Source organism: Haloplanus rubicundus (assembly GCF_003342675.1).
In the GTDB taxonomy this organism is placed as follows: domain Archaea; phylum Halobacteriota; class Halobacteria; order Halobacteriales; family Haloferacaceae; genus Haloplanus; species Haloplanus rubicundus.
On the sequence record NZ_CP031148.1, the window covers coordinates 1,879,636 to 1,904,562 of the forward strand.

Annotated in this window: 27 protein-coding genes; 14 read left to right on the forward strand and 13 right to left on the reverse strand. The window is 67.3% G+C overall.

Going from position 1 to position 24,927, the window contains the following annotated elements; genetic code table 11:
• Position 1: 1 nt before the first annotated feature.
• From DU484_RS10530 to DU484_RS10545, 4 genes are all read right to left on the reverse strand, one after another.
• Positions 2-979 carry an aminopeptidase gene (locus DU484_RS10530; protein WP_114605865.1) on the reverse strand — a complete coding sequence of 326 codons (978 nt, stop codon included), beginning with the start codon at positions 977-979 and terminating at the stop codon, positions 2-4.
• A 173-nt stretch (positions 980-1,152) separates the two neighbouring features.
• The gene (locus DU484_RS10535) at positions 1,153-2,124 is read right to left on the reverse strand and encodes a tyrosine-type recombinase/integrase (RefSeq protein WP_114587234.1); all 972 of its coding nucleotides are present in this window, start codon (positions 2,122-2,124) and stop codon (positions 1,153-1,155) included.
• 41 nt (positions 2,125-2,165) lie between these two features.
• Positions 2,166-2,540 (reverse strand): DUF5805 domain-containing protein, encoded by a 375-nt coding sequence (locus DU484_RS10540; protein ID WP_114586015.1) that lies wholly within the window; start codon positions 2,538-2,540, stop codon positions 2,166-2,168.
• Positions 2,541-2,711: 171 nt separating this feature from the next.
• The gene (locus DU484_RS10545; RefSeq protein WP_114605866.1) at positions 2,712-3,413 is read right to left on the reverse strand and encodes an SOS response-associated peptidase; all 702 of its coding nucleotides are present in this window, start codon (positions 3,411-3,413) and stop codon (positions 2,712-2,714) included.
• A 233-nt stretch (positions 3,414-3,646) separates the two neighbouring features.
• Here DU484_RS10545 and DU484_RS10550 point away from each other — a divergent pair, with 233 nt between their 5' ends.
• Together DU484_RS10550 and DU484_RS10555 are read left to right on the forward strand one after the other, a co-directional pair.
• Complete coding sequence (locus DU484_RS10550; protein ID WP_114587235.1) at positions 3,647-4,018, forward strand: MarR family transcriptional regulator; 372 nt, start codon at positions 3,647-3,649, stop codon at positions 4,016-4,018.
• Complete coding sequence (locus DU484_RS10555) at positions 4,015-4,365, forward strand: type II toxin-antitoxin system PemK/MazF family toxin (RefSeq protein WP_114586017.1); 351 nt, start codon at positions 4,015-4,017, stop codon at positions 4,363-4,365. The genes DU484_RS10550 and DU484_RS10555 overlap by 4 nt, the downstream gene beginning before the upstream one ends.
• An 86-nt stretch (positions 4,366-4,451) precedes the next feature.
• On the opposite strand, the gene DU484_RS10560 is transcribed toward DU484_RS10555, so the two are convergent.
• From DU484_RS10560 to DU484_RS10575, 4 genes are read right to left on the reverse strand one after another with little or no spacing between them, the layout of a single operon-like run.
• Positions 4,452-6,161: a GMC oxidoreductase gene (locus DU484_RS10560; protein WP_114605867.1), complete on the reverse strand. Its 1,710-nt coding sequence runs from the start codon at positions 6,159-6,161 to the stop codon at positions 4,452-4,454.
• A 2-nt stretch (positions 6,162-6,163) separates the two neighbouring features.
• Positions 6,164-7,060, reverse strand: a complete 897-nt coding sequence (locus DU484_RS10565) for a hypothetical protein (RefSeq protein WP_114605868.1) — start codon at positions 7,058-7,060, stop codon at positions 6,164-6,166.
• A gap of 41 nt (positions 7,061-7,101) precedes the next feature.
• Positions 7,102-7,353, reverse strand: a complete 252-nt coding sequence (locus tag DU484_RS10570; protein WP_114605869.1) for a hypothetical protein — start codon at positions 7,351-7,353, stop codon at positions 7,102-7,104.
• Positions 7,354-7,396: 43 nt separating this feature from the next.
• A complete protein-coding gene (locus tag DU484_RS10575; protein WP_114605870.1) occupies positions 7,397-8,041 on the reverse strand; it encodes a hypothetical protein in 645 nt (214 codons plus the stop codon).
• Between the two features lie 236 nt (positions 8,042-8,277).
• Here DU484_RS10575 and DU484_RS10580 point away from each other — a divergent pair, with 236 nt between their 5' ends.
• Genes DU484_RS10580 through DU484_RS10595 form a run of 4 tightly spaced genes read left to right on the forward strand, consistent with a single transcriptional unit; the run spans position 8,278 to position 12,245 of the window.
• Positions 8,278-9,849 (forward strand): hypothetical protein, encoded by a 1,572-nt coding sequence (locus DU484_RS10580; RefSeq protein ID WP_222844831.1) that lies wholly within the window; start codon positions 8,278-8,280, stop codon positions 9,847-9,849.
• Between the two features lie 50 nt (positions 9,850-9,899).
• Positions 9,900-10,679 (forward strand): hypothetical protein, encoded by a 780-nt coding sequence (locus DU484_RS10585; protein WP_114605871.1) that lies wholly within the window; start codon positions 9,900-9,902, stop codon positions 10,677-10,679.
• A 45-nt stretch (positions 10,680-10,724) separates the two neighbouring features.
• Positions 10,725-11,474, forward strand: a complete 750-nt coding sequence (locus tag DU484_RS10590) for a ribonuclease H-like domain-containing protein (protein ID WP_114605872.1) — start codon at positions 10,725-10,727, stop codon at positions 11,472-11,474.
• Between the two features lie 42 nt (positions 11,475-11,516).
• Positions 11,517-12,245 carry a dolichyl-phosphate hexose transferase gene (locus DU484_RS10595; RefSeq protein WP_114586024.1) on the forward strand — a complete coding sequence of 243 codons (729 nt, stop codon included), beginning with the start codon at positions 11,517-11,519 and terminating at the stop codon, positions 12,243-12,245.
• 24 nt (positions 12,246-12,269) lie between these two features.
• Here DU484_RS10595 and DU484_RS10600 read toward each other — a convergent pair whose 3' ends face one another.
• Positions 12,270-12,467, reverse strand: coding sequence for a DUF5800 family protein (locus DU484_RS10600; RefSeq protein WP_114586025.1), 198 nt, complete (start codon positions 12,465-12,467; stop codon positions 12,270-12,272).
• A gap of 189 nt (positions 12,468-12,656) precedes the next feature.
• Here DU484_RS10600 and DU484_RS10605 point away from each other — a divergent pair, with 189 nt between their 5' ends.
• Together DU484_RS10605 and DU484_RS10610 are read left to right on the forward strand one after the other, a co-directional pair.
• Positions 12,657-13,508, forward strand: a complete 852-nt coding sequence (locus tag DU484_RS10605) for a polymer-forming cytoskeletal protein (protein WP_114605873.1) — start codon at positions 12,657-12,659, stop codon at positions 13,506-13,508.
• A 103-nt stretch (positions 13,509-13,611) separates the two neighbouring features.
• Positions 13,612-14,601 (forward strand): winged helix-turn-helix domain-containing protein, encoded by a 990-nt coding sequence (locus tag DU484_RS10610; RefSeq protein WP_114586027.1) that lies wholly within the window; start codon positions 13,612-13,614, stop codon positions 14,599-14,601.
• A 19-nt stretch (positions 14,602-14,620) separates the two neighbouring features.
• On the opposite strand, the gene DU484_RS10615 is transcribed toward DU484_RS10610, so the two are convergent.
• Complete coding sequence (locus DU484_RS10615; protein WP_114605874.1) at positions 14,621-15,211, reverse strand: cupin domain-containing protein; 591 nt, start codon at positions 15,209-15,211, stop codon at positions 14,621-14,623.
• A 280-nt stretch (positions 15,212-15,491) separates the two neighbouring features.
• Between DU484_RS10615 and DU484_RS10620 the strand changes: the two genes are divergently transcribed.
• A complete protein-coding gene (locus DU484_RS10620) occupies positions 15,492-16,673 on the forward strand; it encodes a redox-regulated ATPase YchF (protein WP_114605875.1) in 1,182 nt (393 codons plus the stop codon).
• A gap of 267 nt (positions 16,674-16,940) precedes the next feature.
• Here DU484_RS10620 and DU484_RS10625 read toward each other — a convergent pair whose 3' ends face one another.
• A complete protein-coding gene (locus tag DU484_RS10625) occupies positions 16,941-18,071 on the reverse strand; it encodes a pyridoxal phosphate-dependent aminotransferase (RefSeq protein ID WP_114605876.1) in 1,131 nt (376 codons plus the stop codon).
• Positions 18,068-18,226 carry a hypothetical protein gene (locus DU484_RS20005; protein ID WP_187347689.1) on the reverse strand — a complete coding sequence of 53 codons (159 nt, stop codon included), beginning with the start codon at positions 18,224-18,226 and terminating at the stop codon, positions 18,068-18,070. The genes DU484_RS10625 and DU484_RS20005 overlap by 4 nt, the downstream gene beginning before the upstream one ends.
• A 52-nt stretch (positions 18,227-18,278) precedes the next feature.
• Between DU484_RS20005 and DU484_RS10630 the strand changes: the two genes are divergently transcribed.
• The 3 genes from DU484_RS10630 to DU484_RS10640 all read left to right on the forward strand — a co-directional run bounded on the left by DU484_RS10630 (position 18,279) and on the right by DU484_RS10640 (position 21,424).
• A complete protein-coding gene (locus DU484_RS10630; protein ID WP_222844832.1) occupies positions 18,279-19,628 on the forward strand; it encodes a DEAD/DEAH box helicase in 1,350 nt (449 codons plus the stop codon).
• A gap of 63 nt (positions 19,629-19,691) precedes the next feature.
• Positions 19,692-21,110, forward strand: coding sequence for a lamin tail domain-containing protein (locus DU484_RS10635; protein ID WP_114605877.1), 1,419 nt, complete (start codon positions 19,692-19,694; stop codon positions 21,108-21,110).
• Positions 21,107-21,424, forward strand: a complete 318-nt coding sequence (locus DU484_RS10640) for a DUF3006 domain-containing protein (protein WP_114586033.1) — start codon at positions 21,107-21,109, stop codon at positions 21,422-21,424. The genes DU484_RS10635 and DU484_RS10640 overlap by 4 nt, the downstream gene beginning before the upstream one ends.
• Positions 21,425-21,499: 75 nt before the next feature.
• Here the strand turns inward: DU484_RS10640 and DU484_RS10645 are convergent, their stop codons facing one another.
• A complete protein-coding gene (locus DU484_RS10645; RefSeq protein WP_114605878.1) occupies positions 21,500-21,880 on the reverse strand; it encodes a transcriptional initiation protein Tat in 381 nt (126 codons plus the stop codon).
• 90 nt (positions 21,881-21,970) lie between these two features.
• Between DU484_RS10645 and DU484_RS10650 the strand changes: the two genes are divergently transcribed.
• Entirely contained in the window at positions 21,971-23,473 is a 1,503-nt protein-coding gene (locus DU484_RS10650) for a DUF790 family protein (protein WP_114605879.1), read from the forward strand.
• Between the two features lie 182 nt (positions 23,474-23,655).
• Positions 23,656-24,927 carry a multicopper oxidase domain-containing protein gene (locus tag DU484_RS10655; protein WP_114605880.1) on the forward strand — a complete coding sequence of 424 codons (1,272 nt, stop codon included), beginning with the start codon at positions 23,656-23,658 and terminating at the stop codon, positions 24,925-24,927.

Here is a 24,927-nt window from a genome sequence, read left to right on the forward strand (position 1 = left end):
CTCAGAAGAAGGTGAACTCGCCGTCTTCGAGGACCACCTCGCCGTCGAGTTCGAGCGTGGGCTCGGCGATCATGGCGTCGAAGTGCACGGGTGCGCGGGTGGTGCCCCCGAGGTTGCTGCTCGTCCCGATGCCGAAGTGGACGTTGCCGTACCGGCCGTGGTCGTTGGAGAACCAGCCGTTGAACTCGGGACACTCGGGGTTCATGCCGACCGCGAGTTGGGCGATGTTGTAGACGGCCGGGTCGTCGTGTTCGGCCCACACGTCCGCGATGCGCTGGGCCTCACGGCCGCCTTCGACGGACGTCACGGCGCCGTCTTCGATTTCCATCCGGACCGGCTCCTCCAGCACGCCGATGTCGAGGTTGGGGATGGCGCCGTCGAAGACGACCGTTCCCTCGGTCGTTCCCTCGACGGGCGAGATGTTGGCCTCGATGTGGACCAGCGCGGTGAACTCGCCGGGTTCGTGGGCGATGCCGGGGTGGGCGTTCCCGTCCCGACCCTCCAGGCCGACGGTCACGTCGGTCCCCTGTGGCGACGTGATGCGGGCCTCGTCGGCCTCGCCGAACTTCCGGGCCATCTCCTCGCAGTGGGGGCGCATCCCCTCGTAGTCGGCGTAGAGGCCGCCGGTTTTGAGCTGTTCGGGGGTGAACTTCACCATACTGATGAGGCGTGCGCCGGCCTCTCTGGCCGCCGCCGCGGCGCTCGAGTGAGTGATCGAGCGGTGGACGGGCGTGATGATCACCTCGGCTTCGAGCATCGCGGCCGCGACGGACGGCTCCGGCTCGTTGCCGTCGTACTCGCGGGGGTCCATCAACGTCATCGTCACGTTCGCGCCCCGTTCGTTGGCGGCTGCGGCGACGCGTTCGGCCACGTCGGCTACCTCCCAGTCCGAGACGACGAGGACGTCTTCCCCGGCCTCGATGCCCGCGCAGGTGTCGACGACGATGCTCGCGCCACCCATCTCCTGAACCGAGTCCATACCCCACACCCCGTCCGGCGATGTCAATAAATCTACTCCACGCCGGCGACGACGCGGACAGCACGCCCGTGTCGGCCGTGAACGCGATGGGCCGTGCGCACGCCGGCGGATCAGCGCCACACGCAGATTTGATATAGCGACATACAATTTATAACTTCCCGAACGGCGCCCACTCAGGTGAGTTGGTATATGTTGTCCTCGTACGTCCGGCGCACCCGATCACCCCAGTCGTGGGTGTAAGTGTCGATGATGTCGCTGGCCACGTCGCCGCGGAGGTACTTGACGATGCCCCGGTCGCCCGTGCGGTCCCGGAGGTGGGTCGTGAAGAAGTGCCGGAAGTAGTGGGGCGTGACGTTCTCCTCGGCGCCGCCGCCGTCGCGGTGCCACCCGCGCTCGCGCGCGTGCGATTCGACCATGTGGTGGACGACGTGTGGCGTGACACGCGCTCCCCAGTCGTCGCGGGTGCTCACGAACAGTGGTTCCGCCCGGGTGGCGGTGTCGGGTCTGATGGCGAGCCAGCGCCGCAGGACGATCCGCAGTTCGTCGTCGACGGGGATCACCGTCGCGCGCTTGCGTTTGTTGGCCGCCGTCCGTCGCTCGCCGTCGATTTCGTCGCCGACGGCGCGGTCGGCGGCGACGAACAGGGCGTCCCCGCGGCCGTCGAGCTGCGGACGGATCGGTACGTCCAGCGTCTCGCGGGTGATTGGCACCGAGAGATCACGCAGGTCGAGATTGCAGAGCTCGCCCACCCGGATGCCCGTCTTGAGCATCGTCACGAGGAGCGCGCGGTCGAGCGGATGGGCGACGTCGGCGAGGAAGTCGCGCATCTCCGGGACGGCGATTTCCCGCCGCGTCGGATCGGTGTTGATGCGCTCGTCCATCTCCTCGGCGACGAGCGTCATGGGGTTCGAATCGAACGCCCCGACCTGCGTCATGTACGCGTAGAAGCGGTGGAGGTAGGCGGCGTAGGTGGCGACGGTGCTCTCGGCGACGGTGCCGCGCAGCTGGTGGACCCACGCCATACAGTCCCGGTGCTCGGCCGTCGCCGGGGTCGCCCCTCGCTCGTCGGCGAGGAAGGACTCGAACGTCCGGAGGACGCGCTCGTAGGCCGCGCGCGTGCGGTCCGTCTTCCCGTGGTAGGTCATGTCCTGCAGGAAGTAGCCCACGGGATCGTCGACGTCGTCGCTCACGACTCCTCCACGAGCCGGTAGCCGCCCTCACGACCGCTGTACTGGACGACGTTCCGTTCCTGGAGCGACTCCAGCGCCTCCTCCAGCCGGTCCTCGACCCCGTCGGTCACGGATTCGAGGAGGGCGTCCCACGAACGGTGGTCATCCCCGCTGAGGGCGTCTTTCACCCGGGGTTCGAGCCCCGAAGACGTGTCTTCGGCGGGTTCCTCGGACGACGGCCGATCGGGCACCTCGAAGTCGCGGCGGCCGGCCTGCACCATCGTCCGCACGAACTCGCTTTGACTCATGCCGAGTCGGTCGGCGTGTTCGCGCCAGCGCTCCTTCTGGTAGGGCGGCACGTACGTCTTCACCGGAACGGAGTCGTCTGCCATATTGGCCCCTCGATTGCCGGTTACTTCAAAGTAGTCCCACTCAGGGGGATAAGGGTCTTTATCTGGGGTTGTAGTGCCGGAATTCACCCCGCAATGTCGTTGTATTTGTGAATATAGTCTTACTATGGCACTGATGACAGTCCGACACTCACAAATACAAATATTCCCTGCTCACGCCGCCCCGTCTGCCCGCTCGACCAGTGACGGGTCGTCGTTCCGCGGATCGTTCACCTGCGTCGAGACGGGGTAGGCGGTCAGGTCGTCGGTAGGGTAGGGATCACAGCAGTCGAGGGCCGCTTCGACCGACCCGTGGAGCCACGTCGACTCCTCGCTCGGGTCGAGGATGACGGCCATCCGGTGGTGGAGGTCGCTCACCAGGTCGTTCGGCTCCGTGGTCACGATGGCGAAGGTGTGGATCGGCTCGCTCTCGCTCGACGCCCCCGCACTCCCGAACTCGCCGAGCCCCGTCTGTCGCGTCGGTGGCTCCCACCGCGACCAGATACCCGCCATCGCGAACGGGCGGTCGTCCTCGAAGGCGACGCGGTAGGGTCGCTTTCCCTCGTCACGGCTCACCCACTCGTAGAAGCCGTCCGCGGGGACGAGACAGCGCCGGTGTTCGACCGCCTCGGCGAACGTCGGCTTCTCCGTGATGGTCTCCGAACGGGCGTTGATCGGGGGGTTCGCGTCGTCGTCGGCCCACTCCGGGACCAGTCCCCACTGCTGGTGAGTGAACTGCTTTGGGTCCGCCCCGGTCACCACCGGGAGCTCTTGCCCCGGCGCGCAGTTGTACCGCGGTTCGACGTTCGGCGACTGCGTCCCGAACCGCTCGGCCAGTTCCTCGGCCGACGTGAAGAGCGTGTACCGGCCACACATACCTGCTCCTTCGGTCGGAGTGGGTTAAAGCGCCCGCCGGACGACTCGCACGTCGGTACCGTTGCCCGCAACGATAAACTGTATGTCGCTATATAGAGTCTATCGGGGGCGTAGTCGAGACCGGCTGTCTCGATGCATACGGCCCTTCGTCCAGAGCATGTACTCCCCTTCGGCGTTTTCGTATCTTTCACTCCTAACACTCTTTACAGTAGATGATGTACCTCGATTCGACGATGTCCATCGATCGAGACACCTTCGAGAACGCGAGTGAGGGCGAACTCGCGGACCTTTCGGTCCCGGATCAGGTGCTCGGCTTCCTCGCAGCCAATGCAGATCACGCGTTCAAAGCCCGTGAAATCGCGTCGCGAATCGACGTCGACGAGGGAGCAGTCAGCACCGCTCTTTCGCGGTTGAAGAGTCGCGACCTAGTCGAACACAAGGCGACGTACTGGGCGGTGATCGACGACGACGAGCGACTCGAAGGATACCGCGGCTACGAGCGAGCAACCGCACTGTTCAACGACCAACTCGGGACGGAAGACGCGGCGGCGTGGCGCGAGCACGCACCCGAAGAATCACACCCGAGCGTCGAGGACGAACGGTGACCGACGAAGAGACACCGATCTTCGAGCGTGGGGATGTCGTCTACGGTGCTGATCCGTTCAAAGGTGACGAGAACGCTCGGCCCTGGCTCGTTCTCTCGAACCACGACGGCCGTCCGTTCCACGGCGAGCAGTATATCGCGCTGACGCTGACGTCGAAATCGTGGATGGATGGCCTGATCGAGATTCCGGAGACGAGTTGGGTTCGTGGTGGGACACCGGATGACAGTCGGATCGTTCCATGGGCCGTCCAGTCGATCGACTACGAGGACATCGACTTCTGGCAGGGTCGTCTCGACAGTGCCCTCGTCGACGGCGCGGTTGCGTCCCTCGTCGACGAACTCCAGTAGCGCGCGTTGTCGTCTCGACCTGTCGACAACGAGATTGCATCTCGAAGCCCGCCATCGTGAACTAGGCGCTCGGCTGGATCGGGCCCTCAGAAGCACCGGTCGAGAATCTCGTCGGCCGTCCGGGCCGCGAGCGCCTGCCCCGTGTTCGTGGGGTTCGCCCCGCCGACGCCGTTCGGGAGCGCCGAGTGGTCGGCGACGAACAGTCGCTCCACGTCGTAGGCCTCACACGCCTCGTCGAGTACCTTCCCCATCCGCATCGTACTGTGGACGTGCAGGGCGGTCGGCGGCGAGTCCGACCGGTGGACGTGCGAGGCGCCCGCCTCCCTGAGGATTTCCGCCGCGATGGTCGCGAGTTCGTCGCGGCGCTTTTGATCCCCTTCGCTCGGCTCGTAGTTCACGACGGGAATCGGCCCGTGTTCGTCCGCCAACCCCGGCGTCACGGTGACGCCGTTTCGCCGGTGGGGCCGGTCGTCGCTCACGACCAGTACCTGCAGCATCCGACGGTAGTCCGCGAGCAGTCGCTTCAGTTCCGGGCCGGCCAGCCGTCCCATCGTGTCCCACGGGGCGTCCGCGGTGTCGTTCTGGAACGTAAAGCCCGATGCGCTGGCGCCGAAGCCCAGTATCGCGCCGACGCCGGGCGTGGTGCCCACCGTCTGTAACATCCCCAGTCCCGGGTAGTCGAACCGGGCGGCGATGTCCTGCCCCTCGTGTTGGTCGACCGTGTCCTTGCCCAGTAGTTCGTCCAGATCGTCCTCGTTCCACAGCCCCATCACGTTGTCACCGAAGTGGATGGTCAGTCCCCGGCCCACCCACTCGTTGTCCGGCAGGTCCGCGTTCAGCCAGAGGCGCGGCGTCTCGATGGCGCCCGCGGCGAGAACCACCACCTCGGCGTCCACGCGTTCGGTCCGGCCGGACCACGTGTCCCGGAACGTGACGCCCGTCGCCGTGGGCCTATCGCCGAGTGACGTCTCCGTCCGCACGTCCGTGACGAACGCGTTCGGGCGAATCGTCACGTTGCCCGTCTCGAGTGCCGCGGGTACGAAGCTGACGTTGCTGGATCGCTTCGCCTTCTCCTCGTAGGGCGCCCCCCGTGGATGGGGATTCCCCGCGATGTTGCCGAGCGCGAGGGTGTCACCCTCCACCTCGGGATAGCTAAAGTCGCCGTCGTAGCCCGCGTCGACGTGGAGTTTCGGATCGGGCCGTCTGATCGCGTTCGGTTGCGGTCTGTATCCGGGTTCGGTGACGTTCAGGTCGTGGAGGAGGTCCCAGCCCGCCCGCGCCGCTCCGCGGAAGAACAGTTCCTCCTTCGCGGTGACGGGCGCGGGGCTCACCTCACACATCGCCTCGATCTCTCGGTAGTACGGGAGCAGGTCCGCGTAGTCGATGGGCCAGTGGCCCTGCTCGTCGACCGACGCCGGGTAGGCCCGGGGATGACAGCCGGTGTAGTGAAGCGTCGTCCCCCCGACGCCCGCACACTGGAGGATCGCCCCGTCGCCGGGGAACTTCCGGAACCAGAAGCCCCGCTCGTGGTCGGCCGGCCCGAAGAGCAGTTTGTTCACCATCTCGAACTCTCGGGTCGTGAACTGCTCGTCGAGCAACTCGCCGCTCAGGTCCGTGCTGCTGGACGACGCCTCTCCACCCGACTCCTCGCTCGGCTTCGGCCACTGCTCGTTCCCGTAGAACGGTCCGGCTTCGAGGACGAGTACCGACAGCCCCGCCTCGGCTAGCTTCCAGGCCGTCACGGGGCCGTCACCGCCCGCACCGACGACGACGACGTCGTAGTTAGGTGCGACCATGGTCACTCCGGGTAGGGCTCCGCGTAGCCGCTCGTGTCGTAGTCGTTCTCGCGGAACGAACCGGGTTCGCGGGCGATCCGAACCGATCCGGATGCGTCTATCGTCGTCCAGACTTCGCCCTCGCCGAGCGGCCCGTCGTCGCTCCCGAGATACCCCCGTAAGGCGGCGTAACCGTCGCTGAAGCCGGGATAGCCCGTCTGCCGCCAGCTCTGCACGGCCGTGGAATCGTTCGGATGCACGCGGTCGCTCGGCCGCTGCGTGAACTCGTCGTAGCCCTGCCACTCGCTGTAGTAGATCATCTCGGTGAACCCGACGACGAGTTGGCCGACGAGTCCGCCGTCGAACTCGAACAGTTCGTCCTCGAACTGGTTGAGTTCGAGTTCGAGTTCGTCGAGCAGGCCGATGGCGCGGAGGCGGTCCCGTCGGGACAGTTTCGAGAACGGGCCGGCCGCTCTCCGAACCGTCCGGGGCGACGCCTCGCCCGGAGCCAGTAACGAGACGGGGCGGTCGTCGTCCAGTTCCCCCGTGTTCGCTTCCCGGTCGACGAGCCGCAGCGCCGCGAGGTCGAGGATTTGGGCGATGGGGTCGGCGAGCGGAATGTTCCCCCGCGGGCCGACGTACGGCAACCCGAGTTGGAACCCGTCGTCGACGTACGTGACGGCGAACTCCTCGAGACCGACCGCCAGCCCGCCGGGGACGTGTTCGGGACCGAGTTCGGGGTCGAGTTCCGGCGTCTCCGGCACCACCGCGTCGACGATTGCCCGAAAGGTGACGACGGTGTGGAGTTCCACGTCCTCGGTGTCCGAGACGACGTCGGCGAGGAGTTCCAGGGCCGACGCGGCCCCCCGCAGGACGGCGTCGATCCACCGACGAAGCCGACGCAGTTGTTCGTTGGGCATGCTCCCCTATTCGTCAGCGAGATAATAATATTGTCGCGGGATCACTCCTCGTCTCGAGACGGCGTCGCCTCGGTCGCTCGGTCGAAGCCGAGAAACAGCAACACGCCGCCGGCCACGCCGGTCGCGACGAAATCGAGCGTCCAGTGCCACGGATACGGAGCGGGTGGTTCCCGAACGCTGTCGGGCAGGTCTTCGAGCGCGGGGATGTACCAGAACAGATACGCGACGAGGTAGAAGCCGCCGATGATCATCCACAGCCACTCGACGCGTCTGAGCCACTCTCGAAGGGACATATCCGGAGATACGTTCGCCCCCGTGCTAAGCCTATCTCCCGCTCTACGGTTCGGAGTGCGGTCGGTCGGCGTCGGATCGCCTCCGCCACGCGAGGTATCCGCCGATCAGCAGGAGGAGTCCGAGGACGGCCGGCCGTCGCCACCGCCTGCGGGTCGACCGTGACTCGCGTTGCGCCCCCCACGAGAGCGACCGGGCGGCCACGTACTCGTCGACGGTGTCGTCCTCGACGATGTCGAAGGTGGCCGCGCCGAGAAACCCGAACGGGTCGAGCAGCGACCGCATCACGTCGACGAACCGTTCCGCGTCCTCGACGGTGGCCCACTCGTACAGTTCGAGGAACTCGCCCTCTCGCCGACCGGCCAACCAGAGTTTGCGCCGAAAGCCGGGCATCCCGGCGAAAAACGGGGTGGCGACGTTCGCGGCCGGATCGAAGAGCACGCTCCGAATCGTCGCGCCCGTCTCCCTGTCGGCACTCTCCAGTCCGAAGACGAGGACGACGCCGTCGTCACGGTCGGCCTCGACGGCCGGCCGGAGCGCCGTTTCACGGTAACAGACGAAGCGGTCGCCCTCCGACAGTTCGAGGACGTCGCCGAGACGGCCCCGCGGGAACTCGATCCGGCCCCGGAGGAGGTAGCCGACGGATCGAACGAGCGCCTGCAGGAACACGAGTGCGGTTTTGGGGGTCATGTAGTACTCCGACGGGGCACCGTCCCTGTAGCCACGGACGGCACCCGTATCACTACCTATTGGACAGGGATCATCTTAGGTGCTCGTCCCGCCCACGGTCAGTCCGCCGGATTCCCCGTCGGTCGTGGTGGGGGCGACTCCGGACGCCACACGCCGTGTCGACACGGCTCCGATCCCCGCTCCGTCGGTCGGTTGAGACGGAACGGTAATCCCCTTCCATCCCGTACCTCCCACGGATGCCCTCCCTCGACGAACTCCTCGTCGTCCTTCGGGACCGGTTGCGCCGACTGTACGAACGCGACCCACGGGCGGCGGTCGGCCTGGTCGCCGTCGTGGCGGCGGTCGGTCTCGCGCTCGCGTGGTACTTCCGCCCGTGGCTTCATTCGGCGGTCTACGGGATTTACACGACGCCGATCCTCCCGCTCGCCGCCGTTCTCGGCCTCGGCCTCGGTCTTCTCGCCAGACGGCGTCTCGGCACCTTCGTCGGCGGCCGAGTCGGACTCGCCGTCTTCTTCGCCCTCCTCGTCACCGGGTCGAGCGTCGCCGGGTTGCTGGCCGGGGAGGACCTCGGCAAGGCGACGATGGAGCAGGCGGGCACCGCCGAGGAACTGCGCGAGACCGACCCGGCGAAACCGCGCGTGGTGACGAAAGCCGTCGCGTCACGCTACGCCTCGAACACGCTCAATTTCCCGCAGTATCGGATCGCGGGGGGCGACATCACCGTCCGGAACGGCACCCCCTACTGGTCGTACGCGCTCGCTCCCGACGGCGCGTTCAACTACTACACCAAGCGCCAGCACGGGACGGTGCTGGTCGACATGACGCGACAGAACGCCGACGTCGACACCGTCGTCGGCGACCTGGAGAAAGGCGTCGGTCCGGCCTTCTACAACAACTACCGGTTCGCGACCCTCAAGCGGGCGAACTACCTGGTCGAGTACGACGATCCGTTCATGGTCGTCCACGAGGGCGACCAGTACATCGCCGTCCCCTACACGAAACCGGAGTTCCACTGGCTTCCCCTACCCTACACGACGCCGGAGTGGGGTGGGGTGGTGTTGATCGACGGGCAGGGTACCATCGAGGATCTCTCGCCCGCCGAGGCCCGCGCCCACCCCGTCCTGCAGGAACAGAAGCTCTACCCCTTCGAACTGACCCGGGAGCGGATCGCGGCGACGAAGTACCGCAAGGGCATCGTCAACACGTTCACCGCCCACGAGGACGAAATCGAGGTCGCGCCGGTGCCCGGCGAGGGCAACGACCAGCCGTTCCTCGTGTTCACCGAGGCCGGGCCGGAGTACGTCGTCGCCGTCGAACCCTACGGCGAGGCCCAGGGACTGAAGGAGGTGTGGACGGTCGACGCCCGCACCGGCGAGTACGAAATCTACACGCCGACCGAGTCGCTGTTCGGCGCGCGCAAGGCGACCGACTACGTCAGACAGGCCGCGCGCACGACGGACTGGAACCGCTTCCGGCCGTCCGAACCCATCCCCGTCGTCATCGACGGCGAACTCTACTGGGAAGTCAGGGTCGTCCCGAGCGACAGTAGCGGCATCGCGTACACCGCCTTCGTGAACGCGCGCACGACCGACGTCCACGAAGTCGGTACGACCGCCGAAGTGCGGGCGTTCCTCGAAGGCACGCCGGTCGAGGCGTCGCCCGACGAGGGTGAGACGGCGGGCCGGACGCCGACCATCGTCGTCGAACGCGTCGCCCCCAACGGGACCGTGATCGAGACGCTCGAAATCTACGGCAACGAGACCGTTCGCGTGGTGAGCGGGACGACCAACGCGACGGCGAGCGACTGACCGCAGTCCCGCACCTATTTGTCGGTCGGCGAAGAGTATCGACTGCCCTCATGTCACTCGACATCCCCGCCGCGTTAGAGAACGGACTCTCCCGCATTCCGACGCGCGTCGCCGCCATCCTGTTCGTGGCGTATCTCGCCGTCGGCGCGGTATCGACCGTCGCCGCGCAGACGCTCAGCCTCGCCGTCGTCGACGCGCTCCAGACGGCGGTGCCCGCCGACGCCACCGCTCCGACGACGCCCGGGATGGGCGGCGGTGCGCTCGCGCTCGACGTGGGGCTGCCCGTCGCCGCCGCCCTCTTTCTGGTACAGGTCGTCCTCGCACAGGTCGTCGGCGTCGTCGGGATTCGGACGTTCGTCAGCGACGCCCGGTCGTCGTTCCCGTCGGGGCTGACCAGCCACCTGACGTGGGTGGTGCTGAACGCCCTCGTCGCCGGCTTCGTGGTCAACGTGTTGATCGGTCTCGGCACCATCCTGCTCGTCATCCCGGGCATCTACCTCGCCGTAGCGCTCTATTTCGTCCAGTTCGAGGTGATAATCGAGGACAAAAACGCCATCGAGGCCCTGCGCACCGGGTGGGAGCTGACGAAGGGGGAACGGCTCGGCGTCTTCCTGCTTCTCCTGGTCATCTTCGCGCTCGGCCTGGCGAGTGCCGTCCCCAGCGTCGCCCTCGGGTTCGTCGGCGCGCCGACCCTCGTCGTCGTCGCCGTGAGCGTCCTCGTCGGCGCGGTGGCGGGCCTCCTCTCCGTCGCCATCGGCGCCCGCGCGTACGTGCAGTTGAAGCCCGACGGCTGGTCGCCGTCGCTCGGCGCCCCCTCGCCGTTCGCGTGAGCGGCCAAGCGCGACGTTTTTGACCCCCGACTCACCACTACCGGTGTGCGCATCGAGAACAGCTTCATCCCCATTCGCGGCGTGGGCGAGGCGACCGAACGCCGCCTCTGGGAGGCCGGCATCACCCACTGGGACACGTTCGACGGCTCCGTCGTCGGGCCGACCACCGCCGACCGGATTCACGAGTTCGTCGACGTAGCTACCGACCACCTCAGCCGGGGGAATGCCCGCTTCTTCGACGACGCCTTCCCCTCCGGGGCGCGCTGGCGCCTCTACGAGAACTTCCGCGACGACGCGCTCTTTTTCGACATCGAGACGACCGGTCTCGACGCCGCGCGCAACGACGTGACGACGGTGAGCGTCCACCGCGACGGCGACACCGACACCCTCGTCCGTGGCGACAACCTCACCGCCGACGCCCTCCGCGAACGGTTCGCGGACGCGCCGCTGATCGTCTCGTTCAACGGCGCGCGCTTCGACGTGCCCTTCCTCGAGGACTCGTTCCCTCTCTCCATCGACGCCCCGCATCTCGACCTGATGTACCCCTGTCGCCGCCTCGACCTGACCGGCGGCCTCAAACGCATCGAACGGGACGTAGGGATCGACCGGGACCGGCCGGACCTCTCGGGGAAGGACGCCGTGCGCCTCTGGCGCGAGTACGAACGCGGCGACGACGCCGCCCTCGATACGCTCGTCTCGTACAACCGCGAGGACACGCGGAACCTCGAACGGCTCGCGGACCTAGTCACGAACCGCCTCCACGACACCTGTTGCCCCGAAGACACGACGTTTTAGGTAAACCTAAAAGCTCAAGTGGGGCGACTCACAGGTAGGGATATGAGCGAGTACACCTTCGCCGACGTGGCCGTGGTCATGGGCACGTACAACGAGGAAGAGGCCATCGGAAGCGTTCTCGCGGACATCGACCGGGTGACCGACGGGCAGGCCGAGGTGGTCTGTGTGGACGGGTCGAGCGACCGCACCCCCGAGATAGCGCGCGGGATGGGTGCCCGCGTGATCGAACAGGAGCCACAGGGCTACGGCGTCGCCGTCCGCGAGGCGGTGCTCACGCCGGACCGGCCGGTGGTCGTCACCACCGACTGCGACGACACCTACCCGATGGAGCGCCTGCCCGACTTCCTCGAACTCGTCAACGAGGGCTACGACGTGGTGAGCGGCGACCGCATCTCGCCCGGTCCGGAGACGATGCCCGCGCTCAACCGACTGGGAAATCGTGCGTTCGCGGCGCTCGCCAGTCTCCTCCTCGGCCGTCGGCTCCACGACGTGACGACGGGGATGCGCGCCTACCGGCGTGATCTGCTCCACCGCATCGAGTGGACCGAGAACACGGGGCTCTCCGCGGAACTCCTGATGCGCCCCGTCGCCCGCAACCACCGGGTGACGGAGGTGCCCATCGACTACGACGAACGCGCGGGCGAGACGAAACTCGATCCCTTCCGGGGCGGCGCCGCCATCGCGAAGTCCATCTTCCGGGTCGGCATCGAGGAGCGGTTCGGGACGTCGCTGGATGCGGTGACGACGACGGACACGGTCGAACGGACGTAATCGCGGGCGCCGCCGAACGGGACCCTATCGCACGATATCGCCGATCCGCCGCGGCTCGCCACCCAGCGACGGATTCTTCTCGACCATCTGCAACACCTCGTGGTCGGTCACGTCGGGGTAGGATTTCCCGACCGCCTCCTCGATCAGTGCCTTCTCCAGTCTGAATTCGGTTCCCTCGTAGACGACGTCGACGCCGTTCTCGTCGAAGGAGAGCGCAGTCATGGCCGGCCGTAGTCGTCGGCCGCAAAAAACCCTGCCGTCACGTCGGCGACGGCTTCGCCCTCCGTCCGACGTCGCTCCGATACCTCGCTGTCGTCGGACTGTCCGACTCCCCGAGGAGCGTGGCTTCCCACCCCCCGTCAGCCCTGCGTCTGACGGCCGTTTTAATACGAGAAGCGTGAACACACGCGCGTGGCACTCGGGAGGGACCCGCTCGACGCGCTGGAGATTCCCGACGGGACGACCGTCGAGGAGCACGACCTCGTCACCGACGGCGACGTGATCGTCGGCGGACAGAGCACCGTCGAGTTCGGCGTCCGCGGCCGCAACGTCGTCGCCGGCGAGCGCGTCCGCTTCGGCGGCGACATCGAGGCCGAGGGGGACTGCCGGCTCGACATGTGGTCGGACGTGGCCGGGAACGTCCTCGTCGGCGACGACGCCTACCTCGGCGAACGCGTCCACGTCGGCGGCCAGTTGATGGTCTCCGGCGATCTGGACATCGGCGACGACGTGGAGATCGAGGAGGGGTTCGAGGCCAACGGCTGGATCGTCATCCGGAATCCCGTCCCGACGCTCGTCTTCTACTTCATCGTCCTCTCGCAGCTCCTGCGGGTGGGCGAGACCGACGCCGCCGACGAAATCGCGGAGGCTCTCGGCGGCGACGCCCCCGACGATCCGCTGGTGATCCCCCGCGGCGGCGACGTCTCCGACGACTCGTGGCAGGTGTCGACGCCCGCCACCGTCGGCGACGGCTGTCGCCTCCACGGCAACCTCCGCGCGAAATCCATCGACATGGGTGCCGACAACAACGTCTTCGGGAGCCTGCGCGCCCGCGGCGACATTTCGGTCGACTCGGGCACCCGCATCCACGGCGACGTGACCACCCGCGGCGGCACCGTCCAGTTGGCCGAGGACGTGCGCGTCCTCGGCGACGTCTCCTGTAACGACCTCGAACTCCACGAGGACGCGGTGGTCGACGGCTCGATCCGGTCGCGTGGCGAGATGCGGATCGTTCGGTCGGAGGCGAAACGGGAGATCGAGTAGCGCCTGCGGATCATCACACACCCGACCGAACGCGGCCTTCCATCCGGAAACGGTCGGTGCGTATGGCCTCTACCTTATCTCGTCTCCCGGACTACATATCGGCATGACCGGGACAGGATCGTCGACATCGGCACTCGTAGCGGCCGCCGAGTCGGCAGGGGCTGACGCCATCGAGGCCTTCGGGATCGTGGGCAACGAAACGCGATTGGCGATTCTGCTGGCGCTCTGGGAGGCTTTCGATCCGTACACGGAGGACAACGCGGTGTCGTTTTCCGAACTCCGTGCCCGCGTCGACGTGCGCGATCCGGGGCAGTTCAACTACCATCTCCGCAAACTCACCGGACGGTTCGTAAATAAGACAGACCGTGGCTACGAACTGCATCCGGCCGGTCTCCACCTCGTTCAGACCGTCATCGCGGGCACCGGTATAAAGAAGGCCGTGATCGATCCAATCGAGATCGACGCTCCATGTCTCCGTTGCGACGCCCCAACTGCCATGAGTTACCAGGACGGGTGGCTCTACTACTTTTGTACGGAATGTGATGGGTTCGTCGGGGGACGTACGGGACAGCCCGAGGGCATCCTTTTCTCGCAGGCGCTCCCCCCGGCTGCCCTGTCGAACCGGACTCTGGAAGAAGTCTTCGTAGCGGGCGTGTCCCGTATGTTACAGGCGTTCGTCATGAAAATGGCCGGAATCTGTCCACGCTGCGCCGGGGTAGTCGGGTCGATGTTCGAGATTTGTGAGAACCACGATCCCCCGTCGGACGGGGTGTGCCCAACCTGCCGGAGGCAGTACGAGGTGGCCGTCAAATGGACCTGTAGCGTCTGCAAGTACCGGGGACAGGCACCGCCGTGTGTGGCCGCGATAATCCATCCGGCAGTCTGTGCCTTCTATCACGACCACGGCATCGATATCGGCTACACTATCGATAGCTTCGAGCGTAGCCAACAGCTCCTGTCCCTCATGGGGAAACACGAGCAAGAGCTCGTTTCGATTCACCCGGCACGTGTTCTCATCACGATCTGCTACGAGGGTGACGAACTGCGCTTGACTTTCGACGAGGCGATGAACGTCGTCGAGTCGAGCACGTGAGAGGCATCGGTACTCGCCGTCACGTGTTCTGACGGCTGCAGTCCACCGGCCTGACCCACGTCGTCGCGGGCATTCCGGCGGGTACGCCGAGGAACGTCGCGTAGGCCACGGCGTCGTCCGTCGTGCTGGGGTTAGATGCGATGTGGACGTTTCCTTGCCCGGGGTCGACGAATGCCTCGCCCGTCGCGTAGGTGCGGACGACGCAGTCGCGCTCGTTGAATACCTCGATTTCGCCGTCTACGATGCTGACGATGACTGGCCCAGGGTGGGTGTGCCACCCTGACGTCCCCTCCGGTTGCCAGGTCACCTTGGCAACGATGACGCTCGACGCGTCGAGCGGAAGGTCGGAGACGACGGCACCGTCGTACCCCTCGTACTCCATCTGGAACCTCGCGCTCACTCTGTTGGGGAACGTCGCGTGTTTTGCGAGGACTTCGACGCCGTACCCGGCGGCGCTGTCGACTTCGTTCTCGGCTCTGCGTCCGTTACTACCCTCCAGATGTCTGGCGGCGACGGGGGCGCTCATTCCGAGTGCACCCACCGAGACGGCGCCGGCTTTCAACACCGTTCGACGCGATACACCGTCGACTGGATCGATTTCGTTGGACATGGTATTCCACACTCACCGACGTGCTATCAGCGTATATACCTAATCTGAATTACATTTCTATAACCGGGGAAGCAGAAGTCCCATTCTGCGAGTTCACTGACAGTATCTCGCTTGCCGGACGAGCGCTTCGACGATTCCGCACTACCCGCTGTGATTCGTTCTCCCCGCCGGATCGTCCCGGGGGCGCCGCGGACGTACGACTGTCGAAAGTGGTTGCCAGCGACGACGAGATTCGTGGACCGACCGAAACTAAATTCCCCGCCACCCACCACTCCCCACTATGCTCTCTCTCGCGCTCGCGGGCAAGCCCAACGCGGGTAAGTCCACCTTCTACAAGGCGGCGACCCGCGCCGACGTCGACGTAGCGAACTACCCCTTCACGACCATCGACGCCAACCGCGGCGTCACCCACGCCCGCACGGACTGCCCCTGTCTCGCCCGCGACGAGCGCTGTGGCAACGAGCGTTGTCACGACGGGAAGCGGTACGTCCCCGTCGAACTCCTCGACGTGGCCGGACTCGTCCCCGGCGCCCACGAGGGGAAGGGCCTCGGCAACCAGTTTCTCGACGAACTCACCAACGCCGACGCCATCCTGAACGTCGTCGACGCCTCGGGCGGGACGAACGCCGAGGGCGAACCGGTCGAGGTGGGGACCTACGACCCCGTCGAGGAGGTGGACTTCGTCGAACGCGAGATGGACCAGTGGCTCGCGGGGATCATCGCCCGCAACTGGGAGAGCGTGGAACGCAAGTCCCGCTCCCCCGACTTCGACATCGACGACGTGCTCACGGAACTGCTCACCGGGTTCGGGGCGACGGTGGCAGACGTGGCCGCCAGCCTCCGGACGCTGGAGTACCCCGAGGACCCCATCCAGTGGACCGACGCGGACCGGGCGAACCTCGCCGAGCAGATTCGGGCGCGAACGAAGCCGCTCGTCATCGTCGCGAACAAGGCCGACGTGGCGCCCGCGGAGAACCTGCAACGCCTGCGCGAGACGGACAAGCCCGTCATCCCCACGACGGCGGACGGCGAACTCGCCCTGCGGACTGCGGCGGAGGCGGGGGTCGTCGACTACGACCCCGGCGACGAGGGATTTAGCATCACGGGCGACGTGACCGACGCCCAGCGCGAGGGGCTGAACCGCATCCGCGAGGTCATGACCGAGTACGGCGGCACCGGCGTCCAGGCTGCTATCGATCACGCCGTCTACGACCTGCTGGATCGGATCACCGTCTTCCCCGTGCAAAACGAGACGAAGTGGACCGACGGGTCCGGAACCGTCCTGCCCGACGCCGTCCTCCTGCCCCGCGGGTCGACGCCGCCGGACCTCGCCTACGCCATCCACACCGACATCGGCGAGGGCTACCTCCACGCCGTCGACGCGCGGTCGGATCGACGGATCGGCGAGGACCACGAACTGTCGGAGGGCGACGTGATCAAAATCGTGAGTACGGCGAAGTGAGACGGTCCATCGTACGTCGGTATCGGTGGTTCGCCGAGAGGGTCCGGTGAACAGTTACAAGAGTTCGTACAGAAGGGAGGGGAGAGACGATCCGATTCGTCAGCGGGCACGCAAACTTACGGCGCGTGGATAGTTTAACGTAGCGCTTGTGCCACTTCTGCCAGTTTATTCACGTTTATTTCCGATGTGGCCGTTCGGCGGGGTGGAACTGCGTGATCGTCACGCCTTCGGGGGCGTCACCGGTCGCAAAACCGTCGGCCGCCCGCCCTACGCCCGCAGGTCCGCGAGGACGCCTTCCATCACGTCGAGTGCCTCGCGGAGCGACTCGGTGTCGTTGGCGTAGGAGAGGCGGGCGTGGCCCGCGCCCCCGTCGCCGAACGCCTCGCCGGGGACGACGATCACCCCACGGTCGATGCAGGCGTCGACGAACCCCTCGGGCACCTTCGGCATCGCGTAGAAGGCGCCTTTCGGCGTCGGCACCTCGACGCCCATCTCCGAAAAGCGGTCCAGCAGGAGGTTCCGGCGCTCCTCGAACGTCTCGCGCATCTCGTCGACGACGCCCTGCGGGCCGGTCAGCGCCGCTTCGGCGGCGTACTGCGCCGGCGCCGACGCGCAGGCCTGGATGTACTGGTGGACGCGGAGCATCCGCTCGATCCGGCGGGTCGACGCCGTCACCCACCCCAGCCGCCACCCCGTCATCGAGTAGGTCTTCGAACAGCCGTTGACGACGACCACGCTGTCGGTGTCGGCGTAGGAGATGGGGGAGTGGTGGTCACCCTCGAAGACGAAGGGTTCGTACACCTCGTCGGAGAGACAGACCACGTCGTGTTCGTCGGCGATGCGGGCGAACTCCCGGACGTCGTCCTCGGGCGACACTGCGCCCGTCGGGTTGCCGGGGCTGTTGACGACGAACATCGCGGTGTCGTCGGTGATCGCGTCCTCGACGGCGGCCGGATCGAGCGTCAGGTCGTCGCGCAGGGGGACGGGCTTGGGCGTCCCGCCGGCCACCTTGGTCAGGGCGTCGTAGGAGACGAAGCCCGGATCGGGGAAGATCACTTCCTGCCCCGCGTCGACGTGGGCCTCCATGGCGAGGTGGAGCGCCTCGCTCCCCCCCGCAGTCGCGATGACGTCGCCCGGGTCGACGGCGACCCCCTGATCGCGTTCGTGTTTCGCGGCGATGGCCTCGCGGAGGGGTTCGATCCCCTTGTTGCCGGTGTAGGCGTCGGCCTTTCCGGCCTCGATGGCCTCGACGGCCGCCTGTCGCGCGTGGGCCGGCGCCGGGAAGTCGGGTTGGCCGAGGCCGAGGTTGATGGCGTCCTCGCCGGCGGCTTCGAACACCTCGCGGATGCCGCTGATCGAGATGGCTTCGACGCGTGCGGAGAACTCGCGTCCGCTCATTCCTCCCCCTCGTGGGCGTCTCGCAGCGTCGAGACGTGATCGCCCAGTCGCGAGAGGGCGGCGTCGGCGTCGATGTATCCGTCGTCGTACTCGTCGTAGACGCGTTCGGCTGCGTCGAGAAAGTCCGTCACGGCCGTATCGATGTCGTCGGTCATACCCCATCGGCGGGGCGGAGGGCATATATTTCCACCCCTCGAAGCCCGCGCCGTGACGCTTCGCCTCCGGTTTGCCGACGGCGCGATCGTCGTCGAAGGCGACGTTCCCGACCCGCCCGGCGTCGACGCCCTCCCGCTCACCCCCGACGACCGCGACCGGACGCTCCGCGCCCCCGCCCACCGCTACCCCGACCTGCGACGCGCCCTCGACGACGCCGGCGTCGACTACGAGGACGGCGTCGGCGACCTGCCCGCTCTCGACCTATCGACCGACTACGACCTCCGGGAGTACCAGCGAGAGGCGCTCGACGCGTGGACGGCGGCGGGTCGGCGGGGCGTCCTCGAACTCCCGACCGGGAGCGGCAAGACCGTCGTCGCCGTCGCCGCGATGGCCGCGCTCGATACGCCGACGCTCGTCGTCGTCCCCACCGTCGACCTCCTGACGCAGTGGCGACGCGAACTGGAGACCGAATTTTCGATCACGGTCGGCCAACTCGGCGGCGGCGAGCAACGCGTCGAAGACGTGACCGTCTCCACGTACGACTCGGCGTACCTCCGCGCCGACGACGTCGGCGACCGCTTCGGGCTCGTCGTCTTCGACGAGGTGCACCACCTCGGCGGCGAGGGCTACCGCGACGTGGCCCGACTACTCACCGCGCCCGCCCGCCTCGGCCTCACGGCGACGTTCGAGCGTCCAGACGGCGCCCACGAGGTGATCGAGGACTTGGTCGGCCCCGTCGTCTACGACCTCGCTGTCGACGACTTGGCAGGCGAACATCTCGCTGACTACGAACTTCGGCGGATCGAGGTCGAACTGACGGACGAGGAACGCGAGGCCTACGAGGACGCTCAGGGCACCTTCGTCGACTACCTGAAGACCACCGGCCTCACCTTCTCCTCCGGCAGCGACTACCAGGAACTCGTGATGCGTTCCGGAAACGATCCGCGCGCCCGCGAGGCCCTGCTGGCCAAACAGGAGGCTCGCGAGATCATGATGAACGCGGACGCGAAAGTCGAGGCGCTCGCCCGCCTGCTGGATCGCCACCGCGACGACCGGATCATCGTCTTCACCGCCCACACCGACCTCGTCTACCGCCTCTCCGAACGATTCCTCCTCCCCGCGATCACCGGCGAGACGGGGGCGAGCGAGCGCCGGGCCATTCTCGACCGGTTCCGCGAGGGGACGTACGGTCGGATCGTGACTGCGAACGTCCTCGACGAGGGGGTGGACGTGCCCGACGCGAACGTCGCCGTCGTCCTCTCGGGGAGCGGGAGCGAACGCGAGTTCACCCAGCGACTGGGGCGGGTTCTGCGCCCCAAATCCGACGGCGGCCGGGCGCTGCTCTACGAAGTCGTGAGCGCCGAGACGGCGGAGGAGCGGGTGGCCGAACGCAGGCGGTAGGGCCGTCGGTCGCGCCACGCCGACGGTCGAATCATCTTTGTGCCGACGAGCCGTACCCGCACCATGTCGCGAACGGCCCGCACGGTCCTGGTTGCCCTCGCCCTCCTCCTCGTCGTTGCCCTCGCGGGGTGCGGTGGGGCCGTCGGGCCGACCGACACATCGGCCCCAGCGGCGACGGAGACGGGAACGGGGACGGGAACGGAAACGGGCGCCGACGGGATCGTCGAAGTCCACTTCATCAACGTCGGGCAGTCGGTGAGCACGCTCGTCGTCGGGCCGACTGGCGAGACGATGCTGGTCGACACCGGCCACTACAACGACGACGGCGCGTACGTGCTGACGTATCTGGAGCGCCGGGGGATCGACCGCATCGACCACCTCGTCGTCTCGCACAACGACGCGGATCACATCGGCGGCAACGCGGCGATCATCGACTACTACGAGCGTGAGGCCGCCGGCATCGGCGCCGTCTACGACCCGGGCATCGCGGCGAGCACCCAGACGTACGGCCGCTACCTCGACGCCGTCGAGGAACACGGGGTGACGCTGTACGAGACGCGAGAGGGCGACGAGATTCGGTTCGAGGGCGTCGACGTGGCGGTGCTCGGTCCTCCCGACCCCTACCTCGAAGACGGCGCCCGCAACGAGAACAGCATCGTCCTCAAACTCACACACGGCGAGACGAGCGTCCTCCTCACCGGCGACGCCGAGGACGACCAGGAGGCCTACCTCGTCGACCGGTACGGCGACCGGCTCCGAGCGACCGTCCTGAAGGCCGGCCACCACGGCTCGTCGAGTTCCTCCAGCGGCGCCTTCCTCGACGCGGTCCGGCCGAACGCCGTCGTCGTATCGAGCGCCTACGACTCCCGGTACGGTCACCCGACCGAGGCGGTGCTGGAGCGGTTCGCCGACCGCTCGCTGCCGACCTACTGGACGGCGACCCACGGCGACATCGTCCTCGTCAGCGACGGACGCGGGGTCACCGTGCGGACGCAGGCGGCGGTACCAACCGATCCACTCGACCTCCGCGACGCCGACGACGTCGAGCCCGGGAACCAGAGCGTGCTCGCCGACCGCGCTCGCTTCGAGGGTGGCGAGGGGACGGTCCTGACGGCGGCACCGACCGTGACCGACGGCGGCACCCCGACCGGCCGTTTGGTCGTCGCGGAGATCAACCCCGACCCCGACAGTCCCGACCGGGAACACCTCGACGACGAGTACGTCGTCTTCGAGAACGCGGACGACGAACCCCTCGACCTCTCCGGCTGGACGGTCGAGGACGAGGCGGGTCGGACGTACACCTTCCCCGACGGGTACGTCCTCGCAGCCGGCGGAACGGTGACGCTGCGGACCGGCACCGGAACCGACACCGACGCCGAGCTGTACTGGGGATCGGGATCGGCCATCTGGAACAACGACGGCGACACGGTGATCGTCCACAACAGTGACGGTGACCCCGTGCTTCGGGAGACGTATCCATGACCGATGTCGACGCGCTGGCGGACGGCTGTTACACGGCGGTCGTCGATTCCGTCGAGGACGGCGTCGCGACCGTCTTCTTCGAGGACGATGGCGAGGAAGTCGGGAACGCGGTACTCGACGCCGCGGCCTTACCCGAGGCGGCACGACACGAAGACGCGATCCTGCGTGTCACGGTCGTCGACGGGGCGCTGGTCGGGAGCGAGTACGACGCCGAACGGACGGCGGACCGGGCCGAACGGGCCCAGGATCGGTTCGATCGGCTGTCCGAGCGACCGCCGTCGGACGGTGATAGGGATCATCGGAAGTCATCGTAGGTTCTCACCGGACCGGCCGGCGAGAACCTCCGGACAGGTACGATGATCCCTCTGAGTCGTAGTCGCGGACGCCCCCTACACCCACCCCGAGTTTAGCGACCCGTTACCCGAGAAGTCCTCGTACTGCACGTCGGCAAAGTCGAAGACCACGTCCTGTTGGGTGCCGCCGGGGACGGTCACGTCCCGTTGCTGTTCGGTCCGGATCTCGCCGGCCCGGACCCGGATGCGGAGCCGCCGCGTCCGCTGGGCGTTCGTTCCGTTGCGGACCGTGGCGACGACCCGGAGGTGGCCGTCGTCGGCCTCCTCGACGGCGAGGTTCGTCACCTGCAGCGACCGGGTCGGCGCGGCGGTCGGTTCGCTCGGCGTCGGCGGGGTGCGCGGCCCGGTCGCACCGGGGAGGTCCGAACAGCCGCCGAGGAGGGCAACGGTGAGAGCGAGGAGGCGACGCCGTTCCATACCCGACGGCTCCCCCGCGACGGACAAGAGCGTTTCCCACCACGACGGCGAGGGTGAGGGTCTTTACGCCCACCGCCCCCACACCCGTCCGTGCTCACGAAGGACCTCCTCCGGGTGTCGCGGGCCGGCGGCGGCTACCACCCGCAGTTCACCGACCGGAGCCACCGCCCGCTCGCCGCGCGCGTACTGGGAACCTTCGAGGCTCACGTCGGCCGGCCGCGCGCGGATCTGGAGGCGGCGCTCGCCGATCTGGAACCCGAGGCCGACCACTTCAAACTCGTCCGGGGGTTCGCGGCGCTCTGTGAACGCGACGCGACCTTCGAGACGCGGGCGGCGGTGCCGCCGGAGCGCGCCCGTCGGGCCGCGTTCGAGGCCGGCGAGGCCGTCGGCGTGGTGACCGAGGCCGACCGCGACCGGGCACTCGCCCGCGCCGCCGACCGTCTGGGCGCCGAGGCGGACGCCCTCGTCGACTCGCTGTACGCCGACCGTGATCCCCGACAGGTGCTCGCCGACTTCGACCCGCGGTGGGACCCGGACGAACTCCTCGCCCAGTACGACCTGTCGCTGGCCCAGACGGCGCTCTTCGACGCCGTCGAGGTGCGGGTCCGGAGCTCCGACCCGCGGGCGCTGATTTCGGCCGTGAAGCGCCTCGGCCTCATGTACGAGGTGCGCCGGACCGATTCGGGGCGGGAAGTCGTCGTCACCGGGCCGGACCACCTCTTTCGGCGCACCCGCCGCTACGGCACCGCCTTCGCCCGTCTGCTGCGCTCGGTCGCCAAGACGGCCGAGTGGCGTCTCGAAGCCACCGTCGACGACCGGGGGACCGAGCGCGAACTCGTCCTCACGGGAGCGGACGTGTCGGTGCCGGGGGTCGAACCGGTCGCCGAACCCACCTACGACAGCGGCGTCGAGGCCGACTTCGCCGCCCGATTCGGTTCCCTGAATCTCGACTGGGACCTCGTCCGCGAGCCCGAACCACTCGCCGCGGGCGCGCGGGTGATGATCCCCGACTTCGCCTTCGAGTACCGCTTCGCCGACTTCACCGTCTTCTTCGAGATCATGGGCTTCTGGACCCCCGAGTACGTCGCGAAGAAACTCGAACAGCTCGCCGACCTGGAGGACGTGGAGATGCTCGTCGCCGTCGACGAGAGCCTGGGCGTCGGCGAGGAAATCGAGGCCCGCGACGGCCGCGCCATCCCCTACTCCGGATCGGTGCGCGTGAAGGACGTGGTCGACGCCCTCCGGCGCTACGAGGCCGAGTTGGTCGCCGAGACGCGTGCCGACCTGCCCGACGAACTCCGGCCCGCGGCGGACGCCGTCGGTCTCGACGAACTCGCCGCCGATCACGGCGTGAGCGTGGACGCCCTCGACTCGGTCGCGTTCCCGGAACACGAACGCGTCGGCCGGACGCTCGTCCGTCCCGCCGTCCTCGACGCGTTGCGCGACCGGATCGAACCCGGCCAGTCGCTCTCCGACGCGGATGGCGTCCTCGACGAGTACGGCCTCGACGACGCCAGCGCCGTCCTCTCGACGCTCGGGCTCCGGGTCGAGTGGGAGGGACTGAGCGGCGGGACGGTCCGACAGTCGGAGTAGATGCGGCACACGTCTCGGCTCGTCACCTCGGTAGTAGCGAAGCCAGGTGTTCGAGCCGGGTGACCAGCCTTGCCAACCCTTATGTTTAGACGCGTCTAATCTTTAGTTATGATGTCATCGAGTAGCACAGGAGAACCACGGTCACGACGGTCAGTGCCTTGTCGGAACGTGGGGGATTGTTGATGCCCTCGACCACGTACGGCCGCGCACGGGCGCTCACCGAACGACTGGAGACCCGACTGATCGACTCGCTAACGTCCGAGTTGACGACGACCCGTCGGTCGGTTCTCGGTGGTCTCGGACTGGCGGGCGGGGCGGCTCTCACCGGGGTTGGTCGGGCGGACTCGCACGACCCCGCGGCGGCCAGCCACGACGACGACCACTCCCACGGCAACTTCGGCGCCGTGGGCGAGTACCGCGACCTCGATTTCGACCCGCACGACTACCTCACCCGCTACAACACGGGCAACGGCGAGAGCGACAACGTCCCGCAGGACGTGTACGAGGAAGACGGCCGGACGGTCCGGGAGTTCACGCTCACCGCCGTCGACACCACGATCACCATCGCACCGGGTATCGAATTTTCGGCGTGGGCGTACAACGGGCAGGTGCCCGGCCCGACGCTTCGGGCCGTCGAGGGCGACCTGATCCGCGTCCACTTCGAGAACCTGAGCCGGCACGCCCACACCATCCACCCCCATCTCCGCAACCTCGACCCGGCGATGGACGGCGTGCCGACGAACGGTCCCGGCGTCCTCGATACGGGCAACTCCTACACCTACGAGTGGATCGCCCAACCCGCGGGCAGTCACTTCTATCACTGCCACTCCCTGCCGCTGAAAGAACACATCCACCGGGGGCTGTACGGCGCGATCATCGTCGACCCCGACCCCGAACGGGTCGCGGAGCGCCCCGAGGACTACTGCGACTTCCACCCGTCACAGATCACCGACGACCTCCGCGCCGACCTGGTCGCCGAGGCGGAGACGCGAAACCACACCTACGACGCCAACGACGCCGTCGACGAACTGGTGATGGTGATGAACGGGTTCGACACCAACTTCGACGGCGACAACGAGGTGTACGCCGTCAACACCCGTGCGTTCGCGTACGGCGTCGGCGAGACGGACGGGCAGGGCGACTGGCAGGCCGGGGAGACGAAACGGCCCATCCAGGTGGATCGGACGCGGCGCCAACGCGTCTACCTGATCAACGCCATCGAGTTCGACCCCATCAACTCCTTTCACACCCACTCGCAGTTCTTCGACTACTACGACCACGGGACGACGTTGCGTCCCACCCACCAGACGGTGGACACGATCATGCAGTGTCAGGCACAGCGCGGCATCATCGAACTCGACTACTCGAACCACGACCCCGGACTGTACATGTTCCACGCCCACCAGTCGGAGTTCGCGGAACTGGGCTGGATGAGCTTCTTCGAGGTGATCTGA